This is a genomic window from Laspinema olomoucense D3b, assembly GCF_025370785.1.
GTDB classification, from domain to species: Bacteria; Cyanobacteriota; Cyanobacteriia; order Cyanobacteriales; family Laspinemataceae; genus Laspinema; species Laspinema olomoucense.
In genome coordinates this window covers 102,919-127,089 of sequence record NZ_JAMXFA010000004.1, presented here as the reverse complement: position 1 = coordinate 127,089, position 24,171 = coordinate 102,919, and the positions used below count along the sequence as shown (strand labels likewise).

At 48.6% G+C, this 24,171-nt stretch carries 18 protein-coding genes; 9 read left to right on the top strand and 9 right to left on the bottom strand.

Annotation, left to right across the window (positions count from 1 at the left end; genetic code table 11):
* Nucleotides 1–251: 251 nt before the first annotated feature.
* Nucleotides 252–6,074, top strand: coding sequence for a DUF4347 domain-containing protein (locus NG792_RS04160; protein ID WP_261234644.1), 5,823 nt, complete (start codon nucleotides 252–254; stop codon nucleotides 6,072–6,074).
* A 130-nt stretch (nucleotides 6,075–6,204) separates the two neighbouring features.
* On the opposite strand, the gene NG792_RS04155 is transcribed toward NG792_RS04160, so the two are convergent.
* Nucleotides 6,205–6,996, bottom strand: coding sequence for a TIGR00297 family protein (locus NG792_RS04155; protein WP_261234643.1), 792 nt, complete (start codon nucleotides 6,994–6,996; stop codon nucleotides 6,205–6,207).
* A 15-nt stretch (nucleotides 6,997–7,011) separates the two neighbouring features.
* On the opposite strand from NG792_RS04155, the gene NG792_RS04150 reads away from it, so the two are divergent.
* Nucleotides 7,012–7,443, top strand: coding sequence for a VOC family protein (locus NG792_RS04150; RefSeq protein WP_261234642.1), 432 nt, complete (start codon nucleotides 7,012–7,014; stop codon nucleotides 7,441–7,443).
* A 267-nt stretch (nucleotides 7,444–7,710) separates the two neighbouring features.
* On the opposite strand, the gene NG792_RS04145 is transcribed toward NG792_RS04150, so the two are convergent.
* Complete coding sequence (locus NG792_RS04145) at nucleotides 7,711–8,187, bottom strand: SH3 domain-containing protein (RefSeq protein ID WP_261199463.1); 477 nt, start codon at nucleotides 8,185–8,187, stop codon at nucleotides 7,711–7,713.
* A 492-nt stretch (nucleotides 8,188–8,679) separates the two neighbouring features.
* Nucleotides 8,680–9,303 (bottom strand): esterase/lipase family protein, encoded by a 624-nt coding sequence (locus NG792_RS04140; RefSeq protein WP_261199462.1) that lies wholly within the window; start codon nucleotides 9,301–9,303, stop codon nucleotides 8,680–8,682.
* 398 nt (nucleotides 9,304–9,701) lie between these two features.
* On the opposite strand from NG792_RS04140, the gene NG792_RS04135 reads away from it, so the two are divergent.
* On the top strand, nucleotides 9,702–10,124 hold the full coding sequence (locus NG792_RS04135) for a hypothetical protein (protein WP_261234641.1): 423 nt from the start codon (nucleotides 9,702–9,704) through the stop codon (nucleotides 10,122–10,124).
* Between the two features lie 43 nt (nucleotides 10,125–10,167).
* Here NG792_RS04135 and NG792_RS04130 read toward each other — a convergent pair whose 3' ends face one another.
* The 3 genes from NG792_RS04130 to sir form a co-directional block, all read right to left on the bottom strand.
* Nucleotides 10,168–10,968: a 16S rRNA (uracil(1498)-N(3))-methyltransferase gene (locus NG792_RS04130; RefSeq protein WP_261234640.1), complete on the bottom strand. Its 801-nt coding sequence runs from the start codon at nucleotides 10,966–10,968 to the stop codon at nucleotides 10,168–10,170.
* 20 nt (nucleotides 10,969–10,988) lie between these two features.
* Nucleotides 10,989–12,164: a TIGR00341 family protein gene (locus NG792_RS04125; RefSeq protein WP_261199459.1), complete on the bottom strand. Its 1,176-nt coding sequence runs from the start codon at nucleotides 12,162–12,164 to the stop codon at nucleotides 10,989–10,991.
* A 93-nt stretch (nucleotides 12,165–12,257) separates the two neighbouring features.
* On the bottom strand, nucleotides 12,258–14,441 hold the full coding sequence (sir, locus tag NG792_RS04120) for a sulfite reductase, ferredoxin dependent (protein WP_261234639.1): 2,184 nt from the start codon (nucleotides 14,439–14,441) through the stop codon (nucleotides 12,258–12,260).
* A gap of 1,257 nt (nucleotides 14,442–15,698) precedes the next feature.
* On the opposite strand from sir, the gene NG792_RS04115 reads away from it, so the two are divergent.
* Nucleotides 15,699–16,112, top strand: a complete 414-nt coding sequence (locus tag NG792_RS04115) for a GtrA family protein (protein WP_261199457.1) — start codon at nucleotides 15,699–15,701, stop codon at nucleotides 16,110–16,112.
* A gap of 403 nt (nucleotides 16,113–16,515) precedes the next feature.
* Here the strand turns inward: NG792_RS04115 and NG792_RS04110 are convergent, their stop codons facing one another.
* Nucleotides 16,516–17,370: a DUF8623 domain-containing protein gene (locus tag NG792_RS04110; protein WP_261199456.1), complete on the bottom strand. Its 855-nt coding sequence runs from the start codon at nucleotides 17,368–17,370 to the stop codon at nucleotides 16,516–16,518.
* 213 nt (nucleotides 17,371–17,583) lie between these two features.
* Between NG792_RS04110 and murG the strand changes: the two genes are divergently transcribed.
* Nucleotides 17,584–18,648: an undecaprenyldiphospho-muramoylpentapeptide beta-N-acetylglucosaminyltransferase gene (gene murG, locus NG792_RS04105; protein WP_261199455.1), complete on the top strand. Its 1,065-nt coding sequence runs from the start codon at nucleotides 17,584–17,586 to the stop codon at nucleotides 18,646–18,648.
* A gap of 175 nt (nucleotides 18,649–18,823) precedes the next feature.
* On the opposite strand, the gene NG792_RS04100 is transcribed toward murG, so the two are convergent.
* Nucleotides 18,824–19,405 carry a thioredoxin family protein gene (locus tag NG792_RS04100; RefSeq protein ID WP_261199454.1) on the bottom strand — a complete coding sequence of 194 codons (582 nt, stop codon included), beginning with the start codon at nucleotides 19,403–19,405 and terminating at the stop codon, nucleotides 18,824–18,826.
* Between the two features lie 244 nt (nucleotides 19,406–19,649).
* On the opposite strand from NG792_RS04100, the gene NG792_RS04095 reads away from it, so the two are divergent.
* From NG792_RS04095 to NG792_RS04080, 4 genes are all read left to right on the top strand, one after another.
* Nucleotides 19,650–20,054 carry an NIL domain-containing protein gene (locus NG792_RS04095; RefSeq protein ID WP_261199453.1) on the top strand — a complete coding sequence of 135 codons (405 nt, stop codon included), beginning with the start codon at nucleotides 19,650–19,652 and terminating at the stop codon, nucleotides 20,052–20,054.
* A 60-nt stretch (nucleotides 20,055–20,114) separates the two neighbouring features.
* On the top strand, nucleotides 20,115–20,540 hold the full coding sequence (locus NG792_RS04090; protein ID WP_261199452.1) for a hypothetical protein: 426 nt from the start codon (nucleotides 20,115–20,117) through the stop codon (nucleotides 20,538–20,540).
* 208 nt (nucleotides 20,541–20,748) lie between these two features.
* A complete protein-coding gene (lepB, locus tag NG792_RS04085) occupies nucleotides 20,749–21,330 on the top strand; it encodes a signal peptidase I (protein WP_261199451.1) in 582 nt (193 codons plus the stop codon).
* A gap of 137 nt (nucleotides 21,331–21,467) precedes the next feature.
* Entirely contained in the window at nucleotides 21,468–21,791 is a 324-nt protein-coding gene (locus NG792_RS04080) for a DUF1825 family protein (protein ID WP_261199450.1), read from the top strand.
* Between the two features lie 302 nt (nucleotides 21,792–22,093).
* Here NG792_RS04080 and NG792_RS04075 read toward each other — a convergent pair whose 3' ends face one another.
* The gene (locus NG792_RS04075) at nucleotides 22,094–24,019 is read right to left on the bottom strand and encodes a transglycosylase domain-containing protein (RefSeq protein WP_261199449.1); all 1,926 of its coding nucleotides are present in this window, start codon (nucleotides 24,017–24,019) and stop codon (nucleotides 22,094–22,096) included.
* Between the last annotated feature and the right edge of the window lie 152 nt (nucleotides 24,020–24,171).

The window sequence follows — 24,171 nt, the reverse complement described above, 5'->3', positions numbered from 1 at the left end:
TGCCATTAAAAACCCTTTGCACCCCTGAAGCTTGCTCAGAGAGGACCGAGCAAGTATTGAGTTGAGGGGTGCAACCCATCTCCGTGTATCTACGGACTATACTAGATCATAACCAGGGTGATCTAGTTTTTTCTTTCTTCCCAAAAAATCGTCAAGCCTTGATTTAGGCTAAACCCAGGCCCTAGTGATAATACGGGGGTTGGGTGTTCTATTCGATTGTCAACACTATATCTCCCGGGGATGTATTTGCAATGAACTACCCACAATCACAACTATTCGACTTCTTGCCGAAGATTTCCAAACGGTATAATGGCCTGGATAGCACTCCAGAACCACCAATCCCGGCAACTCATCCTCTCCCGGAGTCGCGCACCCTGGTCTTTATCGATTCAGGGGTTTCTGAGCAACAAACCCTCCTGGATGCCTTGGCCCCTGACACCGAGGTGATTCGCCTTGATGGCGATCGCGACGGGATCGAGCAAATCATTGAGGCGATCGCGGGTCGGACCGGCATCGACAGCATTCATCTGGTTTCTCATGGGAGTTCCGGCAGGGTCCAACTCGGCACAACCCAACTGGATGCCGAGACCCTGGATGCCTATCTTCCCCAATGGCAGATCCTGCGCGGGTCCCTCAGTGAAGGGGCCGATATCTTACTCTATGGATGTAATGTGGGGACCTCGGATACAGGGGTTACCTTCCTGCAAAAACTAGCAGACTTGACGGGTGCAGATATTGCCGCCTCCAATGATTTAACCGGCAGTGCCGAATTAAACGGCAACTGGACCCTAGAAGTGAGTACGGGAAACATTGATGCCCCTGTGCCCTTCCAGTCCGAGGCGATCGCCGCCTATAACGCCGTACTCGCAAAAACCTATATGGTCCCGGCGGGAGATGTTACCAAACTGATTACTGCAATTACAGATGCTAATAATGATAATGAAGATAGTATCATCAATTTAGCAGGCGATACCTATACCCTCACTAAAAGTGATGATTCTACCCTCGGTGCCAACGGGTTACCCTCGATTCAGACAGGTACCCTAACCATTAATGGAAATGGGGCTGAAATCGTTCGCGATCCAAACGCACCCGGTTTCCGGATTTTCCATATCGGGGCCAATGCTAATGTTACTCTGAATAATCTCACCGTTAAAAATGGGTTAGCCAATATTCCCAATAGTGAGGAAAACAATAGAAGAGATGGGGGTGGGATTTACAATAAGGGGACTTTGACCCTGAACCAGAGTACCATCACTGGCAACCGAGCTGAGGATGACGGTGGAGGCATTAAGAATGAGAAGATTCTGACTGTTCGAGATAGTACCATTTCTAACAACTCGGCTGGGAGTACCCTTGACGTCAATCCTGAGGCCAATGGTGGCGGCATCCAAAATGGTAGCACTGCGGAGATCTCCAATAGTACGATTTCCCATAACCAAGCAGGGAAAGATGGTGGAGGGATTTACAACACAGGAAATCTAACCGTTAATCACAGCACGATCGCCTTTAATGTTGCTGATAGTGATAGATCTAATACCGGCAACGGTGGCGGGATCCGGGTACAGGGGAGAAATATAAGCCTCAATCTCAGCCATACCCTGATTGCCGGAAACGAAGATCAGAGCCCATCGGGTGATGTCCACCCGGATGTTTCGGGTTCGGTTACCCCGGCTCAGTATAACCTGATCGGCGATATGACGGGCATTACTGGGTTAAATGGGGGTACAAATTACAGCTTTAATTCCCTCGGTGTGAGTGACATTAACGCTGTCATCAATCCAACTTTAGCACTGAATGGCGCAGATCCCGGGTCTCCCTTAACCCATGCTCTCATGGTAGGGTCGCCAGCGATTAACTTGGGTGAGCCTACTGTTAGCACTAAGTTAGCCACAGACCAACGCGGCACCGGATTCCAGCGCAAGGTTGGTACGGCGATCGATATCGGCGCTTATGAGCAACAGCTTCTCCCGGTGATTACGGAAATTATGTACCATCCCCGCAGTGCTGAACCGGACTGGGAGTGGGTGGAGATTTACAATCCAACGGATCAAACCCTAAATTTAAAGGGATTTGTCTTTGGCAAGGCCAATGCCGATCCCACACTGCCTCCGGCGAATATTGCGGAGGGTACGATCGCACCGGGGAAAACCGGAATTTTGTTTAATGCCAACCTGCCTGCTGAGTCGTTTAAGATAGCGTGGGATACCGGCGATATTCCCCTGATTCCTGTCAGTAATTGGTCCGCCTTGGGCAACACTAGCGATCGCATTGGGTTATGGCCCAGCCTTAGTAGCTATAGGCAGGGGTTTACAACGGCCATTGATGAGGTGGCGTATAACACCACCGGGTTGACGCCTTCTGTCGGCGCTTCCCTGTATTTAAATCCTCTCACTTATAACCAAGAGGACTTGACAAAAGTCAACGATATTGGTAACAATTGGTTAATTAGTGCGATCGGTGCACCCACTGCTCCTACGCCAGTTGTCGCCAAAGCTTACGAGAGTACCTTAGATCGCAACAATAGCGGGTTAGATATCGGGTCTCCCGGACCAACGGATGAGATTTTACCCCGCCTTGAAAACGTAATTGCCCAAAATGTGACCACGGCAGGGGAAGAACCCTACAGTTTCACCGTCACCTTTACCGATAACCGGGCCATAGATTGGAGTACCTTAGAGCCTCGGGATATTATTGTCACCGGACCCAAGAACGAGAGTCTCACCGTCACGGCGAGAACCACCCCCAATCGCAGCGGCAATTTCAACAGTATCAACGTCATCTACAAGATTACCCCTCCCGGGGATACTTGGGATAGCGGCGATAACGGTACTTATACAGTAACCTTGCAACAAAACCAGGTTACTGATACCACCGGCAATGCGATCGCCTCCCAGGAACTCGGGCGCTTTGTCGTCAACATCAATACCCCCCCCACCCTAGCACCCATCACTCAAACCGGCACAAAAGATACTTCATTCGTCTTTAAACCCGAGTATTTTACCAGCCAATTTACAGACAGTGATGGGAATACGCTGCAGAAAATTTCAATTACCTCTCTTCCCACCAACGGAACCCTATTCTTTGATGGAAATCTCATCGCAAATCCCCTAGAAATTCCCCTAGGCGATATCGGAAAACTTTCCTTTGTCCCCAATAACAACTTTAATGGTCCGGTGAGTTTCACATGGAATGGATTCGACGGGACTGACTATGCCAAAACTCCCTCCACGGTTAATTTAACCATTAACGCTCCCCCCACCCTCGCCAATCCCCTGGAAAATCAAACGACCACTCCGGGAACCAATTTTACCTTCCCCATCCCGGAAAATACGTTCAATGATGCCGATATTGCTGTCTACAATGACCGCTTAACCTATACCGCTACCCTCTCCAATGGAGACCCGCTTCCCAAGTGGTTAACCTTCAATGAGGATGGCACCTTCACTGGCACTCCAGGAGGAACCGATCTCGGCACTCTCCTGATTAAAGTCACCGCTACCGATAAATTCGGTGCAAGCATTAGCGATACTTTTGATTTAATCATTCAACAGCCTAACGGCGGTAACGGTGGCGGTAATACAGGTGGTGGGAATTCAGGTGGTGGAAGCAATCCAGACACCGGAACAGGTGGCAGTAATACAGGTGGTAGTAATACAGGTGGTGGCAGTAATACAGACACCGGAACAGGTGGCAGTAATACAGGTGGTGGGAATACAGATACCGGAACAGGTGGCAGTAATACAGGTGGTGGGAATACAGGTGGTGGAAGCAATCCAGACACCGGAACAGGTGGCGGAAGCAATAACCTTCCCCCCACCCTCGCCAATCCCCTGGAAAATCAAACGACCACTCCGGGAACCAATTTTACCTTCCCCATCCCGGAAAATACGTTCAATGATGCCGATATTGCTGTCTACAATGACCGCTTAACCTATACCGCTACCCTCTCCAATGGAGACCCGCTTCCCAAGTGGTTAACCTTCAATGAGGATGGCACCTTCACTGGCACTCCAGGAGGAACCGATCTCGGCACTCTCCCGATTAAAGTCACCGCTACCGATAAATTCGGTGCAAGCATTAGCGATACTTTTGATTTAATCATTCAACCGCCTAACGGTGGTGGGAATACAGGTAACGGAAGCAATAACGTTCCTCCCACCCTCGCCAATCCCCTGGAAAATCAAACGACCACTCCGGGAACCAATTTTACCTTCCCCATCCCGGAAAATACGTTCGATGATGCCGATATTGCTGTCTACAATGACCGCTTAACCTATACCGCTACCCTCTCTAATGGAGACCCGCTTCCCAAGTGGTTAACCTTTAATGAGGATGGCACCTTCACTGGCACTCCAGGAGGAACCGATCTCGGCACTCTCCCGATTAAAGTCACCGCTACCGATAAATTCGGTGCAAGCATTAGCGATACTTTTGATTTAATCATTCAACCGCCTAACGGTGGTGGGAATACAGGTGACGGTGGTACAGGTGACGGTGGTACAGGTGGGGGAACTAATCCCGATACGGGAACCGATCGCGGAAGTAATCCAGGCACAGAAGGGGGTAATGACAACGGTCCTTTAACGCCGGATTCTCCTGTCAATGGCGATCGCCCAAGTTCCGAGAATCCCACGGCAACTCCCCTCAAGGGTGTGTCGCATACCAGCAGTACAAACACCTGTAATCCCGTCCCTCTCGACCCCTCACAAAACAGTGGGTGTAAATGTCCGGTTCCACCCCCGCCAGAAATTATCTTTTATGGACCCCAAGACAGACCCCCGCTTGAAACATTCCTGTTGGGAACCCAGGAAAATGATGAGATCCTGGGAGACGATCGCCATGAAGGCATATTAGGATTTGCCGCCGATGATTTTCTCTGGGGGAAAGGCGGTACCGATGTTCTGTATGGGGATACCGGCGCTGATTATATGCTGGGAGGCGTTGGCAGCGATTTCCCTGTAGGTTCTGCCATTGAGCGCGATCGCATCGAAGGCGGCAAAGAAAACGATTTCATTAACGGCAACGAAGGCAACGATACCCTCTATGGTGGTCGAGCAAATGATATCATTCACGGCGGCAAAGACGACGATCTGATCTTTGCTAACCTAGATAACGATATCTTGTCTGGTGACCTTGGCAATGACACCATTCTGGGCGGAAATGGCAGGGAAACCCCCATCGGCACAGCGGGCGATCGCGATTTAATCTTCGGTAATCGAGGTAATGATCTGCTCAATGGCAACGAAGGCGAGGATATCATCTACAGTGGCAAAAATGACGATATCGCTTACGGTGGCAAAGATAACGACCTAGTTTACGGGGACCTAGGGAACGATATCCTCCAGGGAGATCAAGGAGATGATAGCTTGTTCGGCGGTCCCAGCGATCCCAATGTCCCCGATCTTGGGGGACGAGACTTGATTTATGGCGGTGAAAGCAATGACTTCATCAACGGCAATCAAGGGGATGATACCCTGCATGGGGGTAATAGCAATGATATCATTCATGGCGGCAAAGATAATGATATCCTGTGCGGGTCCGCTGGAGATGACCTCTTATTTGGAGACTTAGGAGATGACACCCTTTACGGCGAGGATGGCAGTGATACCATTCGAGGCGGCATCGGCAACGATGCACCCCTGGGTTCCGTAGGCGATCGCGACTTTCTCTGTGCGGGTCTCGGGGATGATTGGTTAGAAGGCAACGCCGGTAAGGATACCTTGATCGGTGGCAGTGGTAATGATACCTTGTATGGCGGCAAGGATGATGACCTCCTCTATGGCAGTGCCGGGGATGATTTCCTCAGTGGCGATTTAGGGAATGATACCCTAACTGGAGGTGCCGGACGCGATCGCTTTGTCTTGCGTGCAGGTTTCGGGACCGATACCATCACCGATTTTACCCCGGGAGAAGACGAGTTTGTGTTAGGCGAGGGATTAACCTTCAATCTCCTCAATTTCGTCTCCTCCAATTGCGGAACGGCGATCGCCTTGGGAGATGAAATCCTGGCGATTGTCAAGGGAATAGAACCCGAGGCGATGGTTGCTGAGACTTTTAGTCTTCTCACTTAACTTTCCACAGGAGAAGCGGCGATCGCCTTAATTGGAGGAAAGACTGACCTGCAATTTAGGCGATCGCCGCCTGCCATTCAACGAGTATAAACATCATGAATCTTAGCTGTTCAACATTTCCATACTCCCTTTAACCCAAAACCCACCTCAAGGCGATCGCCAGTCCGACTGCGGCGATCGCCCCAATCGTTGTATTAATAATATTCACCACCTCATTCGTCATCCAACTCACTTGTTGCTGAATCGTCGCCCCAATCACACTCTCTAAATTTGTGGCAATAAACGCCGCTATCACACATAACCCCACCCCCGTCAAATCAATCAACCCCACCACATACCCCACCAAAGCAACTGCCACTGATGCCACAACCCCGGCGATCGTCCCCTCCAGAGAAACCGCCCCCTCGGTCCCCTTCGGCACAGGTTGCAACGTCGTAATCAAAAACGTGCGCTTGCCGTAAACCTTCCCCACCTCACTCGCCGTCGTATCCGACAACTTCGTACTAAAACTCGCCACATACCCCAACAACAGCAACGGCACCACTTCCGCCCCATCCAACCCTTGCACCCCCAACACCCCCAAAGCACAAACCGCTGCTGTCAATGCCGAACCCCAGACATTTTCAGGTCCCCTGGCCCCCGATCGCTTCTCCGCAATTCCCTCCGCCTCCTTCTGCGCTATCCCAATGCGCGTCACTGCCGAACCCACAATAAAATAAAACCCCACCACCGCATATCCGGACCAACCCAAGGCCCCCCAAATCAGCACCCCCAAAATCCAAGCATGGATAATTCCTGCCGGAGTGAGCAACTTTTTAGGTAAAAAATAAACAATCGTTAACAAAACCGTATTTAATCCCACTGCCACCAGCCAAGGATTCAATAACGCGCCATAATTAAAAACAAATTCTTCTGTCTGCATCTTAAATTATCCCCCATGAACAATGTCTTTTTTCATCTGGCTTTTCCCGTCACCGACATTCCCAAGACCAAAGAATTTTATGCTCAAGGTCTCGGTTGCCAAGTCGGACGCGAATCCCATACTGCTGTTATTTTAAACCTCTATGGCAATCAACTGGTTGCCCATGTCACCAAAGACCCCATCACCCCTCAAAAAAGCATTTATCCTCGTCATTTCGGCTTGATTTTCCAAAATGAAGCCGATTGGGAAACCCTATTAGAACGCGCCCAACACCATCAACTCCTGTTCCGCGAAGAAGCAAAACGGCGCTTTTCAGGTTCTCCCTTAGAACATCGCACCTTCTTTTTAGAGGACCCGTTTTATAATTTACTGGAATTCAAATATTACGCCCATCCTGATGCCATTTTTGGCAGTGCCGAGTTCACCGAAATTGGCGATCGCACTTAACCCTTCTCCCATTGAATGCCCAGGGTCTATAATAGACTGCTTGCATAAATCTCTTAAGCCCCCCTTAGTAAGGGGGGTTTGGGGGGATCTATCCGTTATTTTGCAAGAGTTATAATAATCCAATAAAAGGGCAATTCATCAATTGCCCTGACTTTCTAAAATTAGCCCAAAAAAAGACAAGGCAATGCCCTGTCCATTTACTTCCCTATAAACGGGTATTCTCTCCATTGCTTAACGCATTTCGCGTCTCCTACAATTTCTATCCGCTTACCAGGTACTCATCCCCCGTAAGCGCGAACTGTGGATATACCCAAAAGTACCCTCCGAGGTGATCACTTCCGCCCAATCTTCTTCCCCGCCAATTTTTAAAACTCGCCCGCCACTGCGAACCCGGCCAATAATATCTCCTCCCGGAGATGCCCGAAGATTTGACCACCCCTCCTCATCTTGCACCGTCCAAAACACAGTACAAAATTGATTGGAAACCCTTTCCAAGCGACTCTGGTGAACGCCCCGGTTAAGAGCAGAAACCAAAATTGCATACCCATCGGAAGTCACCGATCTATAGGCAAAATGAGTGTTGTTATTCAATCGTCCGACAACTTGTCCACTGGACAAATCTCGCACATTTACCCAGCCATCCGGGTCCTGTACACGCGCACAGTTTAAGGATTGAGCCAGAGTCGGTGTTGCTGAAAAGCCTAGGGTCACCAACGTTGCTAAAACTATTGTTGTCCTGATCATAGCGCCGCCTCGACTGATTATCCTGTTTATCAAAACAGGGATATTTTTGGTATGATGAAAGGATAAGACCTCTAGTTTAGTCCCAGGAAAACAGCCCGGGTTTTTGAGCCAATGCCAAGCTACTTGCTCCCCAGAACCAAGGCTCTATTCCCCTTAAGAGATCTATTGATTTTATCCGGTCTTTATCTCCGACACACCCCGTTCACGAGCAGAAATATAAACCGTATTTTTTGACAAAAATTGGGCTATTATGGAAGAATTAAGGGACAGAAAACCGACTTTTGCTCCCATCTATTGACGCCTATACTAATGCTCTAGGATAATCATACCTAGGTTTGGTAAACCTGACCCCAACTTGTTATAATTCTTAACGAAAAATCGCTTCCAGACATCCTGAGCAAGGCCAATATATAGCCAGCCTAAATGATTGGTAACCTGGGGCAGCCCCGCTCAATGTAAAGCTGGCGGTATCGAGAAAAATATGCCGCTTACTTACCGGACTTCTGGGTTAACACGCAGCGGTTCCGATAGGGTTTCAGCTATCACCTGTAAACAGCGGCGATCGCTCACCATCCATCGATGAACCCAAACCGGCAATTTTACCTCTTTTCCTACGGGCATTTGGGAGCTTTTTGCCGGGATAATCATGCTATCATAAGGAGTCCAAATTGAGGTGAAATTCACCCGCCCTAGCATCTCCGCTGCATCCCGATTCAAATCTTCCAAAAATGGGCTATTCGGACGCATTTGCAAACATCCCGGTAAGGGCAATGCGTAAGCTGTCATCGTGCCTTGATTCGGTGCAGATATAGAAATAAATCGCTGCACCCGCTCAATGCCACCGAGTCGCTGGAGATAGTACCGGCTAACAATTCCCCCCATACTGAATCCGATTAAATCAAAGGGGCGATCGCCTCCTAATGTTTGCTCAATAAAATCGCTCAGTTGTTCCGCTAAACGGTCTAATCCGATGGAACTATTATTTGGAATTAAATCTAAGCTATAAACCGACCATCCAAGTTCGGTTAAAACAGGAGAAATTTTACTAAAAATATCACGGGTGTCCCAAATACCATGAACTAACATCACAGGATTTTTCGGATTGTTTTGATTCATAACTTTCAGCGTTTATTGGTTATTGGTTATTGTAAAGGAACCAGCATGGAGAAGATAGCAGTCTCCCCATCAACCAATGACCAATGACCAATGACCAATGACCAATGACTCCATCTCTCATCGCCAACTTACAATTTAATTCTGAAAATGTTTGTAGTTCTGTAAAGCAGTGCTCAGGAAAACCGGACATTTCAGCCGAATCTGTAAATTTTTATTAAGATTTTCCTCGAAAAAGGGGGAGTGGGCTTATCAGAACTTCATAATTAAACCAAACAGTTATCAGTTTTTGGGGGCCTTGAACCGAATCGGCTTGTCCGGATCGGTTGACCGAGGCGGCAATAAGCTGTTAAGGCTTGAACCCTTGCCCATTGAGAGTAAACATATTAGGAGTAAGGACCATGTTCGGTTTTATCAAAAAATTATTTGGCGGCATTTTCAGCTTCTTGGGTGGCTTATTTGGAGCCAAAAAATCTGGATACTATCTGGAACTAGAAGAATCGAAAGGCTCGGCTCCGGCTGCCAAACCCCCAGCGGCTCAAGCCCAGAAGCTAGAACCCGCTGCTACACAGAAGTCTGAACCGGCAAAGGTGAGCAAATCTAAGGCAACTCAGAAAAAGGCGGAACCAAAGCCAGCAGCGCCCGCACCTGCGCCTGCGGTGGCGATCGCCAAGGCAGAACCGGCTAAACCAGCCCCTAAAGAGGCTACTCCGGCTGCCAAACGGGAAGCTACCTCAGTGCTGGTTACCCCCCGTCGTCGTCCCGGTGCGAATATGACTTCTTATCTGGATATGGCGCGGAATATGCGAACTTCGAGCCGGTAGAAGTGCTAGAAAGAGACGCGAAAATCGCGTCTCTTTCTGCTTTTTAGGGTAAAATGCTCTGATTTGGGTTCGGGTTAATTTCTAAAGCTGCGGCAACCAGGGATAAGGCAACTGCTGGTGCTGTCACCGCTCTGAGGATGCGACTGCCGAGAGAAACGGGTTGGAAACCAGAGGCGATCGCCTGTTCCTCTTCCGCTGGGGTCCATCCCCCCTCGGGTCCGACTGCGATTTCCAGGGGACCTAGTTGTAATCCGGCTGGAGACTGTTGACTGGCTAAAACCTGAGCTAATAAATGGGGCGCTTCGGTGCGAGTGACGCAAATATAGCGGTTTGGGGGTTTTTCCGGCAGAGCAAGATAGTCCCGAAAGGTGACTAGATCCAAAATGGTTGGTATGATTTGGCGTTCTGATTGTTCTGCGGCTTCTCGCGCAATACGACGCCAGCGATCGAGCTTGTTCGGACTGGGGTTGAGGACCGTGCGATCGCTCAAAACTGGGACGAGGGTAGTTACACCTAGCTCGGTGGTTTGCCTCACCACTTCATCCCAGCCATTTTTAGGGAGTGCCAAGATTAACCTGACGGGAACTGGCAATTCAGTCTGCACGGGGATTGACTCTAAAACTGTGGCAAATTCAGGATTGGGTGATAATTGAGCCAGCCACCATTGTCCTTGTCCATCCATAGCAATAAAGCGATCGCCTTCTTTTAAGCGCAAGACGCGACTGAGATAATGCTGTTGAGGGCGATCAAGGAGAATCTCCCCGGGTAGGAATTGTGCTTCGGCGATCGCCACTCGTTGCAGTTGCCCTAACTGTTGAAAATTCCCGGTTTTAGCTGCGTTCACAAAACAACCTTATTTTAAATTTAATTATAGGGTTCTTGATGGATAAAATTTTCTCCTTCCTCGGGTTCTAAATTGGGGTCTATCGCCTCAGAGGGAGCCGTAAATTGTGTCAGAGGAATAACCTGAACATTCAATGAAATAGGTTTTTCCAGTCTTTCTTCTAAAAAATCTCGAACGAGCCTAACTTGGTTTTCTGAAATGGTATTTGCTGGTGCAGCAACTTCGAGGTTGACAATCAGTACCTCTCCTTGCGGGTCAACCTGTATTCTCCGGACATCGGTTTTAGAAAAGGTTAGCGTTTCTTGACTAATTAAGACCGTAATACTGCGGCGAACATTGTCTCGTAAGACTAATCGGTTAAGGGAAAATCCTAAAGGAACCCCTAACATAGTTAATGCAAATAGAGAGAGGATAAAGCCTTCTTTTGCCCTTTTGAGTGAGCCATATTCTTGGGCAATAAAAACTAGACCACCACTCAAAATAATTCCGATTAAGTTTGTTAAAAATAGTAAAGAACTGCCGATCCAAATTTCAGGAGAAGCGAAAGAAATACCGATTCCGATAACGCTTAAGGGCGGAACTAAGGCCACTGCGATCGCCACTCCGGGTAAGGCATCGGCAATATGACGGCGAGATTTAGCAAAAGCGCCTGCTGTACCGGCGGCTAAGGCTACCCCGAGGTCTAGTAACGTCGGCTGCGATCGGGCCATGATTTCCCCTTGAACCCCTCGTAAGCCAATCAGGTTACAGATGATAAACGAGGTAAAAATCGTTAAAAATACTCCACTGAGCAGGGTTAAAGCCGAGCGCTTTAACAAGCGGCGGTTCCCCATCACCATGCCATAAGCGATGCCCAGAATCGGACCCATTAAAGGAGCGATAATCATCGCTCCAATAATCGTAGCGGCACTATTAGCAAGCAGTCCCAGGGTTGCAATAATGGCGGACAACCCCAGCAAAATATAAAAGCTTTGGGAAGGAACCGAGGAGCGCCACACTTGCCGATTTAAACCTTCCATTGAGATCGGTTTTTCCGCCAGCCATTTCCATTGGCCGCTATTACTGTTCCACCAGGTTTTAAAGAACCGGATAGTTCGCAAATATCCTAAGAGTCCCAGTCGCTTAAACTTAAAGCTCACCGTTAAAACCTGCCAGGAATTTCCATTAGGAACCGGAGTCGTTATCACCAAAGCCATCACGCTCGTTATGATTATTCCTTAATTTATCGAACTCCTGACAGATTTTTCTTGCTCTATAGGTGGATTGAACCGAGACAATTAGGGAGAAGTTTAGGCTTGTTCGGTCAAGCTTTTCAAGAAAGCATCGATCGCATCTCCAGCCAATTGACTCATCGGCTTACCCTGACGCTCTGCTTCCGTCTTAAGCTGGAGATAAATCTCATTGCTGACATTAATCCGGCGACGGGGAGGACGAGAAGAACCGCCCTCTTCCCCTTCACTGTCATCATCGCCACCGCCACCGCCACTGGGGGGAGTCGGAGGAGTGGGAGGGACACCGGAATCCGCAGCAGGAGTCGCACCCGTGGGAGAAGCGCTTCCGGAAGTTACCGACACCGACGATTCGGAACTGGTAGCGGCAGCAATGGGTTCAGCAGCCGAAGTCGTGACCGTTTCCGAATTAACTGGAGAAGAGAATTGATTAACCATTTCTTGAATTGAAGCGTTGGGAGTAGCAGAATATGTAGCAGCAAAGCGACGTAGGGCTTCAAACCCGACCCGATGACAAAAATCACCAAAGCTCTCAGGTTCAACCCGATGAAGCTGTTCTTGTTTGAAATACACAAACAAGGGTTCTAGGGTAGCTTCCAAATTTTCGATCGCCAAACTCTCAATATAAGTTTGAGCCAACCTAGTTTGATTGGGATCTCCACCTAGCCAGATTTGATAAGAATCCGGTGATTTCCCTACAAAGCCGAGTTCCGCCAAGTAGGGGCGTGCACAACCATTGGGACAACCCGTCATCCGAACCACAAAGTGTTCTTCGGGTAAGCCGACTTTATTTAACAGGGCGCGAATGCGAGCGAGGACACCGGGGATCCCGCGTTCGGCTTCAGCGATCGCTAAACCGCAAGTCGGTAAAGCAGGGCAAGCCATTGAATAGCGAACCAACGGATCGATCTCGGTTTCCCGTTTAATCCCGCATTCTTGCAGAATTTGCTCGATTTCCCGTTGTTGTGCCGGAGCAATATCGTACAGTAGCACATTTTGATGTGGGGTCAGTAGCATCGGCAGGTTAAATGCCTCCACAATCCGCCGCAAAGCCGTCTTAAGCTGCAACGAACCGCGATCGTGAATCCGACCATTTTCCACGGAAATACCGTAGAACAGCTTGCCATCCCCCTGATCGTGCCACCCGAGGAAGTCCTGGTATTTAAACTCCGGTAAGGGTCTGAAGGGTTCAAATTGTTTCCCTAAATAGCCTTCCACGGTTTCGCGGAATTTTTCGACGCCCCAGTCCTCCAGCAGGTATTTCATCCGCGAAAGACGGCGTTCCACGCGATTGCCATAATCGCGCTGGGTCGCCACAATCGCCTTGACGGCATCGTAAATGTCGTCTTTTCTAACAAACCCGATGGGATCGGCTAGGCGAGGGAAGGTTTCCTCTTTGTTATGGGTGCGCCCCAATCCACCCCCAGCAAGGATGTTAAATCCTTCCAGTTGGCCCGCATCATCGAGCATCACGATGAGGCCCAGGTCTTGAGAATAAATATCAACGGAATTGTCCCCAGGGACCGTGACGGCAATTTTGAATTTGCGCGGTAGAAACTGGGCTCCATAAATCGGATCCGGGGAATCGTGGAAGATGGTCCCGTTGCCATTGCGCAGGCGCGCTTCTTTCACCTCGGGATTTTCTTCCCCAGTGATGGCTTTTTCCCCATCCAGCCAAATCTCGTAATAGGCCCCACTCTGGGGGGTCAGCAAATCGGCGATATCGTTGGCATATCTACGAACGTAATCGTAATCGACGCGGTTCGTAAATGGCGCTGGAGGTGCCATGACGTTGCGGTTAATATCCCCGCAAGCGCCCAGGGTAGAACCCATGTTGTGGACAATTTCCTGGATGGCTCTCTTCAAGTTTTTCTTCAAGATTCCATGCATTTGGAAACCTTGACGGGTGGTGACTCGCAGGGTGTGATTGCCATATTCTTCCGACAGCCGTTCTAAGGTCAGATACAGCTGAGGTGGAATGAATCCCCCCGGCGAGCGGGTACGAAGCATCATTTGGTAGTCTTTTTCCTGCCCTTTGACCCGATTTTCCCGGTTATATTGCTGATATGAACCGTGAAATTTCAGAATCTGATAGGCATCATGGGTAAAATGAGTCGTATCTTCTAAAAGCTCGGTGGCAAGAGGTTCGCGCAAATAATTGCTGCGTTCTTTGATGCCTTCGACTTTAGAAACTTTTTGACTGCTATCAGTCGGTGATGGTGTCGTTGTAAAGGATTGAACCATGAGCACATCTCGTGAAGATGGTAGAGGCTATTTCTCTCCGGTAATCCGGTCGGAATAGCGATGTTTTTCGATCTTATCACTGCCTTTCCTAATTTAAGGGATCATTGGGCAAATTAGGATCCATTCCTTCCTTCAGAATGTTAAGTCTTGTTAATTTAGGTTTCTCGGTTGGAGGTTAACCCCTCCCTCAAGAGAGAGTCGTACCGATTGATCTAGCAGGATTTGACCCGGTTTTCGGTGAGTCTTAAATCAGGGGATTGCCGCGATCGCCCTCCCGAGAGGAGAATCCTCAGCAAAATCTATGGAACGGTTTCCCCAAGATTTTCTGAAGGGGGGTTGATTAGGTGTAGTTACTCACTAGAGCAGGATACCCCGGTGTGTGGTTCTGGCGATCGCTCCAATCCATCACAGTAGTTTCTCAATCTCCAATTTGCCAATCCCTAATCTTTTGCCCGATCACAATTTAGCTCAAAATTCTTAAATATCGGATTAACTTTCGCCTTAATTCTGTAAATTTTATCTAAAGTTTATAGAAATTATTACAAAACCTGCTATAATCCATCCCAATACTACGGCGATATGTATTGCCCTAAAAATTTTAAGTTCGCGCTCTTAACGAGTACAAAGCGATCGCTTCCTTAAATTTCTCCCAACCGCTCCTACCGGAAAAATTTTCCGCCGCTTCAAACCTGGATAACCCCCCTCAATTCTCCCCCAATCCCTGCTGTATTCTGACCAGAATTCCTCAAAATAACCCAGGGTTGAAGATTTCCACCTTAATCCCCATTCTCCCGCCTCCCTCCTTCAATTTTCCCCTAGCGCTATCATGGGGATATTCACTCAAGGCCATGTTAAAGACATAAAATCTCCCGGCTTTACAGATCATCGAGTTCCAACCCACAATGGGTTAGGGTGAATCATGGCAGAGTTCAGCTTAAGCCCAACCCGTAGCCAGTTGATCAACTGACACACTACCACCCCATTTTATCTACCAGAATACAATAAATAAGTAGGTTAGACCTATCCGCAGCAGAGTCCCCACTCCTCGCTCCTCATGGTTAATTGTACTCATCGGTCCGAGGATGCTGTATGCTGATCCCGCACCCCTCCCAGAGGGTTGCAAACTTGATGTCTCTTTTTTCTTGACTGGTAAAAATGTTTAACCGGTTTGCTGATTCAAGAGTATGGTATTTATGCAATCAAAGACCTAAGTGTGCAATGAGAGCGCTCAGAGAACACATTCGAGATATTAGCAAAATGAGTGTTGCCTCTTGGCTGGCAACCGCCCTTGATTTTGGAGTCTTTACTTTATTCAACCGAGGAGTAAATCTGCAAATTTCCACGGCAACAGCCCTCGGTTCTCTAGCCGGAGCACTGCTCCATTTTACCATTTGCCGACTTTGGGTATTTCGTCATAGCAAGCAGCACGGTTTAGCCGAATCTCTAGGGCGTTATATCATCGTATCTGGGGGAGCATTAATTTTACATTCCCTCGCCACCACCCTCTTGGCGAACTTTATTATTCCCCAGGAAGAATTAGCCTGGTTAATTTCTAAAAATACCGTTTTCCTATTTTGGGTATATCCAGGCACTAAATACATGGTATTTGGGCCGGGTCAATCCTTAAAACGAAACTCACCTAATTTCACGGCCAACCCTAAACACAGATAGGATATTATTTTCAATTAGTTAATATTTAAAGATATTTAAGCTTAATGAATTAGAGTTCCATCAGTAAGGTAGAAGTCAAATGAATTTGGAAAGAAAAAAGCATTCCGCTACTTTTTTTAAGAGCAGCGGAATACTTTTTTATATAGTTCCCTTAGGGTATTCCAACAAATAAATTGCTATTGCATCCGATGGTTAAGGAACTAACAAGACTCTTTTAGCCTGCGTAGGCAGGCTTTGTCCCTGGAGCCAGACCCTTGAGGGTGCGGGTTTTGGATATTTTATTTTTTGTAGGTCTCTTACAGCAATCAGGCCATGACATTAATCCGGGGGAGCAAGATGTACCCGCTCCGGTGGAGAATTGTTTTAGTTTTAAGAGAGCAGGTATCTGAAGATAGAATCAAGCTCAAGGGGAAGGGGCGACAATCCGGAGACGATGGGTGACCATTGTGATGCCATCTTTGCGTACAATAATGGCTGAAATCCAGCGATTATCTTCGGTGGAGGGGGCTTGACCCACTTTAAAGAGACCTCCAGCGGAGAGGGGTTCTAATTTCAACTCTGAAGGGATTAAATATTGGGTAGTGCGAACGGGTTCTTCCAGTGCATAGCCGAGGATTAAATCATTTCGCAGGGGTTCAACAACGATCGCATCGAAGTGATAACGCTCGCCGGGGCGGACTTCTTCGGGTAAATTAATTTGTAGGGTGGGGGGATTTTCGCCGGTAGTGATTTGATTGCGTTCGGCTAGAATATTTTGACGAACTATTTGCTGATTACTATAATGCTGCTGCGATCGCACTGTTGCCGTTAAGCTCAAATTGCGCTCATTTTGAGTCTCAACCCCAGTAATTTCGGTAACCGTTTCCACCTTAAATCCATTCCCATCCCGTTCCCAAGACTCGATTTCCGTGCGATAGCTCAGATTTGGATAACGCTGCCAAAGTTGGGTTAATCCTTCCCTTAAACTCTGATAATCTAATCCATCGGAATTGACAAAAGTAGGACTATAAAACTGCATCACCCCTTGAATATCTTGCCGATTGGCTGCAGCATCAATATCCTGGAGAATGCGGTTAAGTTCTGGGGGTGCAGTTTGAGCCGTCGCTGCAGCAACCCGGGTTGGTGTGGCCCCTCCAGCACACCACAGGGTGAAACCCACCATCAAAGCAGCGATCGCCGAACGTTCACGACTGGGGGTCGCGGTGGGTTGCCGCCAAAGGCGGGAACGGGATTGCAGTAAGCTCAAGGGATTAGTCATTGGGGAGGGCTTCAACACGACACGACAGATAAAGATCCTAGCAATAGTCTTCCGCACAGAACCGGGGATTTCCGCAGGGAGGCGCTGAATTAGAGTGCACAGGCTCTCGCTCAAGAGAGTTCAACCCGTTTAAATTTATAGTTTAGATGCGATCGCGATTGTTGCATCCAACCGAAAACTATCCCCAGGAAACTGCAAACAGAGGCTACCGACTTGGCAAATAAACCGATTCGACTACTGATTGCTGCGAGTGGAACAGGTGGGCATTTGTTCCCTGCACTCGCCACCGCAGAACAACTCAAAGACTATCAGATTGAATGGTTGGGGGTCCCCAACCGCATGGAAACGCAGCTGATTGGCGATCGCTATCGGTTGCACACCATTCCTGTGGAAGGATTTCAACAGCGTCTGGGGCTCGGCACCCTCAAAATCGCCCTGGGACTCGTCCGTTCCGTGTTTCAAGTGCGCCGCTTGCTCAAAACCGGACAATTTCACGGCGTCTTTACCACCGGGGGTTATATTGCCGCCCCAGCCATTTTAGCAGCCCGTTCTTTGGGATTACCGGCCATCCTCCATGAGTCTAACGCCCTGCCGGGGAAAGTTACCCGCACCTTTAGTCCCTTTTGTAGTGTGGTGGCGATCGGGTTTGAGAAGGCAGCGCAATATTTACCCAAGGCAAAAACTGCTGTTGTCGGAACTCCCGTGCGATCGCCCTTCCTCACCACCCCGGAATTAGATTTACCCATTCCAGAAAACGTCCCTTTGATTGCGATCGCCGGAGGTTCCCAAGGCGCAGTTGCTGTCAACAAACTGGTGCGTCAATGCGCTAAATCTTGGATTGATGCCGGTGCCTGGATCTTCCATCAAACTGGAGACAATGACCCAGAAGTCGATAGTTTTCAGAACCCGCATTACATTTCTATGCCATTTTATCCAAATATGGCGGGATTATTGCATCGCGCTACCCTCGTAATTAGTCGGGCGGGTGCGGGGACTTTAACTGAATTAGCGGTGACTAAAACGCCTTCTATTTTGATACCTTACCCCTTCGCCGCAGAAGATCATCAAGCCTACAATGCAGCGGTTTTTGCCGATGCTGGCGCCGCCGTCTTGTACCGCCAAGAAGAGCTAACAGCTCAACAGTTGGAACAGCAAGTTTTAGACTGGCTCAAGTCACCAGAATCCTTGCAGAAAATGGCAGAGGCAGCCGGTGCCTTAGCCGTTCCCGATAGTAGCGATCGCCTTGCTCAATTAGTCCGCGAATGGGTAGAAAAGTAAAGCTTAATTCTCCGACAATTACTCCCCTGTAATTGATGATATAGCCTCTCTAAAGGAATAAAATAATTAGACCTCTTGCTTAGGATATCTTAAGCAGATTGACGTTAATCATGGTAAAAGTGGGAGCAATCCTAAATTTTGCAAGAGGTCTATTTTTTCTCCAAGTCAGACCCGGTTAATTTACCACTTGAGCGCTATGACTGCGCGGGTCTGTTTTACTGGAAGTTTTGGGGAGTGCGGAACTATTTAACGCTGAATTTTGACCTTTAGCCTTGGCGTAGGGTAACGGGTTTCCCGCAATTAATGCCTCGATATTTTCGGCCATAACTGCCCGAGGAATTTCGCCGATCGCCTCTGCGATCGCCTCTCCCTCCCCGCCTAAAAACACAAAATGAGGAATGCCATCCACCCGATATTTAGTCAACTCGGGTAACCACTTGGTATTGTCCACATTCAACATTACAAAATTAACCCTTTCTGCATACTCAGTTTCCAGTTCTCTCATGAACGGTGCCATTGCCATACAACTCGTACACCAATTTGCATAAAATTCCATTAGAGTCGGTTTGCCATTCTCCAGTGCCACCTCATAAGGGATTGAATCCGTTTCCAGGTCCGTTAAGGAAACCGTACTCGATTCAGTCCGCAATCCCAGGAAAATGCCCACCGCTAGAACCGTAGCCGTCAGGACAATAATCAGATTTCTGAGTTGATTTAGGAAGGGAGCCGTGGGTTTTTCAGGTAAATTCGCAGTCATCGCCTCTTTTATTACCAGTTGTTACAAGTTGTTTCTAGTTTAGCGAACGATCGCCGATTCAGAGAGATGAAGCGACGCCGGTGCGATTCTGGCTTAGGGTCAGGCTGCTGGAGTGGGCGCGAACCCCATTTGTTTGATAATCCGCGCTACAATAAGACTCGGGAATCTCCCTAAAAATTCGTTAGGAAATCCCCCCAGAGTTTTACCCCTTTGCTCATCCAAAGCAACTCATTCAAAGTAAACCGTGAAAAAACGAGTTACCCTAACCTTTCCTAAACGCTCAGTACAAATGCCAATTACTTATCGATTGGCGAAAGATTTTAACGTAGCTGCTAATATTATTCGTGCACAGGTTGCACCCAACCAAGTAGGGACCCTAGTGGTGGAATTATCCGGGGATATTGATCAACTGGATGCGGCAATGGATTGGATGCGATCGCATGATATTACCATTTCCCTAGCCTCTCGGGAAATCTTAATTGATGAAGAAAGCTGCGTCCACTGCGGACTCTGTACCGGAGTCTGTCCTACGGAAGCACTGCACCTCAACCGGGAGAGCTTTCAACTGAATTTCACGCGATCGCGTTGTGTCGTTTGTGAACAATGTATTCCCACCTGTCCCGTCCAAGCGATTTCTACAAATCTTTAGAGTCCCGCGAATATTCAACCCTCAAAGCGGGGGTTTTTAACAAGTGCCAGAGGATATCCCATGTTTTTTATCAAAGCACTTCCCCGGCTGTCTCTGCTCCTCCTTGCGGGGACTTATTGTAACTTTGGCTGGACCTTAGCCACCGCTGAATCGCCTTGGTGGGTGTGGGTTTTATCCATCGTTTTTATATTTCTGATGGCCGAAGCTTTAGCTGCCCCTTGGTCAATTATCCGCACCATTTCCGTGCGTTGGTTGAAATCCGATTATCGGACGTTTTTTACAGTTTTGTTGGGCGCTTTTTTCCTAGTGGTGTTTCTCTCGTGGTTGGATATTTCCGCTTACGGATTAGCCTTATTAGTCTCGGCAGCGATCGCCCGACTTGACCTGCAAACTGGCCCCTTCCGTCCCTGGCAAGATTTTTTAATTTTATTTGTAGTGGCTACCCTAGGGTTAAGCCTGGGTTGGGCCCTGTCCTTAATTTTCTAAATCCCTGTACCCCTTAATCAAGAGTCGGAGGGAGGAATCAAACCCTCCGCGAATCCAGAACCTGTCACGGTTAAGTCCCAGACCAGATGTGGGACAGGGACGTTGTAAGATAAAAAGACACAAGCAAACATCGAGATGCCTGCGGATCTGGAAGCGATGCCAGAAGCAAAGCGGGCAGATCTGGCCTCATGGGAGAAGGGAACTGGAGATGACCTCTGAGAAAACGGAATTAAAAACAACAGCCCCCATTGAATCAAACGGGTGGAAGCAGTGGCGAGACAACGTACAAATCTTGGCGATCGCCTTGATTTTAGCCCTCGGGATTCGAGCTTTCGTCGCCGAACCGAGATTTATTCCCTCCGTCTCAATGGTTCCGACCCTAGAAGTCGGCGATCGCATCGTCGTTGAAAAACTGTCCTATCACTGGCGATCGCCCACCACCGGAGATATCATCGTCTTCGACCCGCCAGCAGCCCTTCAACAGTACGGTTACAGCAAAAACCAAGCCTTTATCAAACGAGTCATAGCCACCGAAGGTCAGTTGGTCCGCATTCACAACGGCCAACTCTACCTCAATGACGAACCCCTACAAGAAGAGTACATCGCCGAACCCCCCGACTATGAGTGGGGTCCCCAACAAGTCCCCAACGACACCGTATTTGTCATGGGAGATAACCGTAATAACAGTAATGATTCCCATGTTTGGGGTTTTTTACCGAAAAGCAACATCATTGGACGAGCAGTCGCGCGATTTTGGCCAGTTAATCGGATCGGTTTCCTCGACAATTAACAGCCCATTTCCCTCAAAAACCCCGGAGAAATCTATTTTGGACTAAAACCATTTTCCACCACTGCACTAAAATAAGAAGATAAGGGTGGGAATTCCCACCGAACGGGGAAACGAGTATAAGAGAAACTGGGAAAACAATGGGTTTTTTTGATTCTGAAATCGTTCAGCAAGAAGCCAAAGAGCTCTTTGAAGATTATCGAGCTTTGATCCAACTTGGCAGCAATTACGGAAAATTTGACAGAGAAGGGAAAAAGCTCTATATCGATCGCATGGAAGCCATGATGGATCGGTACAGCATCTTTATGAAACGCTTTGAACTCTCCGAAGACTTCATGGCTCAAATGACCGTTGAACAGCTTAAGACCCAACTGGGTCAATTTGGCATGACACCGCAGCAGATGTTTCAACAGATGCACCAAACCCTAGAACGCATGAAAAAGCAATTAGAACAAGAGACTTAAAAGCTCCCCATCCCGTCAATAGAGTCCATATACAGATTGCCCAGGGACACTTTTGCAACTAGGCAAACGGGACATGAGCGTCCCACTGGATTGGTTAGGCCAAAAACTCCGTTTCTGGCCCTTTCTTTTCTGCGGATTGCTACAGATTTTGTAAAAAAACCCGGGTTTTAACCCCTATCCCGTTTTTAAAAATGGAAATGGGGGAAGTCGGGGTGATAGGGGTGATGGAAACGACTTGCTGTCGTGACGTTGAACATCATCCCCATCCTCCCCATCTCCCCCATCTCCCCCACCCAACCCAATTACTGCGGGGGGTCAAATTCCCCTGGAGAGGGGAAATCTTCCACCGGCGTCCCTTGCATCGCCTGATGCATGAAATCTCGCCAAATGGGGGCAACAAAACCGCCACCCGTAGCCCCCGACGCCAAAGGTCGGTTATCATCATTGCCCACCCATACCGCCGCAGACAACTGAGGCACATAACCCACAAACCAGATATCCCGTTGAGAAGAAGTCGTTCCCGTCTTCCCAGCCGCTGGACGGCCTATGCGGGCACTTGTTGCCGTTCCCTGGCTAATCACCCCTTGCAGGACATTCGTTAGGGAAGCAACTGACCAAGGATCGAGAACCAATTTGGGTTTCGGGGTATTGTCCAGCAAGATATTTCCTGTACTGTCCGTCACTTGGACAATAAAAGTCGGATCCGAATGCCAACCGTTGCTGGCAAAAGTAGCAAAAGCACCAGCCATTTCCATCGGCGTCATATCGATCGCCCCTAACGGCATAGAAATCACAGGTTCCATCGGACTCGTAATACCCAGCGATCGACAAATTTCAATCACTTTATTTAAACCCACCGCTTGGCCCAGTTTAATCGCCGGAATGTTCAAGGAGACTTCCAATGCCTTGCGAATCGACACCGCCCCAGAAAAACCGCCGCCATAGTTTTGGGGTGAGTAATACCCATCCCCGTCCCGATAGCTCACCGGGCTATCCTGAACAATCGAGTCCGGGCCATACATACCCGAAGCAAAGGCCGCATAATAAACAAACGGCTTAAACGCCGAACCCGTTTGCCGTCGTGCCTGAATCGCTCGGTTATATTGACTGTTTTGAAAATCCACACCCCCCACCATTGCTTTAACGAAGTGCGTGCGCGGATCCACAGCCACTAGAGCGACTTGACCATTGGTGCGACTATAGAAAAGTCCTTGATAATATAGCTGCTCATGCCAACGCCGGACCGTTTGTTCGGCCATCCGTTGGAAATTCATATCAATCGTGGTTTGAACCCGCATCCCCCCCTTGAGGACTGCATCCCGACCGAAACGGCGAGTCAACTCTTGAATCACCGCATCCGTGACATAGGGCAGATTACTTTGACCGAACGAGGTCACTCGTCCGATCAATAGCGGTTGCTTACGCGCTTCTGCTTCCTCTTCTGCCGTAATCCACTTCAGGTCCCGCATTCGGCCCAGTACCAACGCCTGCCGTTCTTTAGCCAGGGGATAGTTCACAAAGGGGCTGTATTCTTCCGGGGCCTGGATGATCCCTGCCAGCATCGCCGACTCGGCTAGGGTCAACTCCGAGGAGGGCTTATTAAAATAGCTTTGGGCAGCGGTTTCAATCCCGTATAAGTTATGTCCCCAATACACCTGATTCAGATAAAGTTCTAAAATCTCGTTTTTTTCGAGAATTTGCTCCATGCGAATCGCCAGAACCGCCTCAGCCGATTTGCGGCTAAAGGAGCGATTTGGGGACAAAAAGAGGTTTTTAACCAACTGCATCGTCAGGGTCGAGCCACCTTCGACGGTCTCCCCCTGCTCTAGGTTGGCGACCAAGGCCCGCATCACCCCACCGGGGTTAATTCCGTGGTGGAAGTAAAAGTGGCTGTCTTCAATGGCTAGAACTGCTCGTTTTAAGTTGGGGGAAATATTATCTAAAGGAACGACTTCCCGGTTGGCTTCATCATGAATCCGGGTTAAAAGTGTCCCCTTAATATCGTAAATGTAAGTCGTTTCTGTGGGAACATAAGTGCGTAAAACTCGGACGTCCGGAAGGTTGCGGAAGCTCAAGGCCAAGCCGACCAGTCCACCAGCCACGACTGAACTGAGCAACATGGTCATTCCGAGCAGAGTTCCTGCGGTGACTTTGCTGACGCCCTGAAAAAAACTGAAAATTGGTGCGGAGTCTCCAGGGGGATTTTGTCTAATCGTGTTAGTAGACACGGCGATTTTACTTCCTCTCTAATCAAAGCTCTATAGGATGAAAGGCGGACCGGGCAACTGGGGATACAGGTGAGGTCAAGTCATTTGGGAGCAATTTTAGCGCGATCGCAGAACAAATGGTGTCAGCTATCTCATCGATGCAGTTTATCATC

Bases quoted from the DNA above. Each gene is read 5' to 3' on its own strand.
- NG792_RS04140 (WP_261199462.1), bottom strand. From the start codon at position 9,303: ATGAATCAAAACAATCCGAAAAATCCTGTGATGTTAGTTCATGGTATT.
- NG792_RS04080 (WP_261199450.1), top strand. From the start codon at position 21,468: ATGGGTTTTTTTGATTCTGAAATCGTTCAGCAAGAAGCCAAAGAGCTC.
- NG792_RS04090 (WP_261199452.1), top strand. From the start codon at position 20,115: ATGTTTTTTATCAAAGCACTTCCCCGGCTGTCTCTGCTCCTCCTTGCG.
- NG792_RS04155 (WP_261234643.1), bottom strand. From the start codon at position 6,996: ATGCAGACAGAAGAATTTGTTTTTAATTATGGCGCGTTATTGAATCCT.
- lepB (WP_261199451.1), top strand. From the start codon at position 20,749: ATGACCTCTGAGAAAACGGAATTAAAAACAACAGCCCCCATTGAATCA.
- NG792_RS04110 (WP_261199456.1), bottom strand. From the start codon at position 17,370: ATGACTAATCCCTTGAGCTTACTGCAATCCCGTTCCCGCCTTTGGCGG.
- NG792_RS04150 (WP_261234642.1), top strand. From the start codon at position 7,012: ATGAACAATGTCTTTTTTCATCTGGCTTTTCCCGTCACCGACATTCCC.
- NG792_RS04125 (WP_261199459.1), bottom strand. From the start codon at position 12,164: ATGGCTTTGGTGATAACGACTCCGGTTCCTAATGGAAATTCCTGGCAG.
- NG792_RS04160 (WP_261234644.1), top strand. From the start codon at position 252: ATGAACTACCCACAATCACAACTATTCGACTTCTTGCCGAAGATTTCC.
- NG792_RS04145 (WP_261199463.1), bottom strand. From the start codon at position 8,187: ATGATCAGGACAACAATAGTTTTAGCAACGTTGGTGACCCTAGGCTTT.
- sir (WP_261234639.1), bottom strand. From the start codon at position 14,441: ATGGTTCAATCCTTTACAACGACACCATCACCGACTGATAGCAGTCAA.
- NG792_RS04115 (WP_261199457.1), top strand. From the start codon at position 15,699: ATGAGTGTTGCCTCTTGGCTGGCAACCGCCCTTGATTTTGGAGTCTTT.
- NG792_RS04100 (WP_261199454.1), bottom strand. From the start codon at position 19,405: ATGACTGCGAATTTACCTGAAAAACCCACGGCTCCCTTCCTAAATCAA.
- NG792_RS04135 (WP_261234641.1), top strand. From the start codon at position 9,702: ATGTTCGGTTTTATCAAAAAATTATTTGGCGGCATTTTCAGCTTCTTG.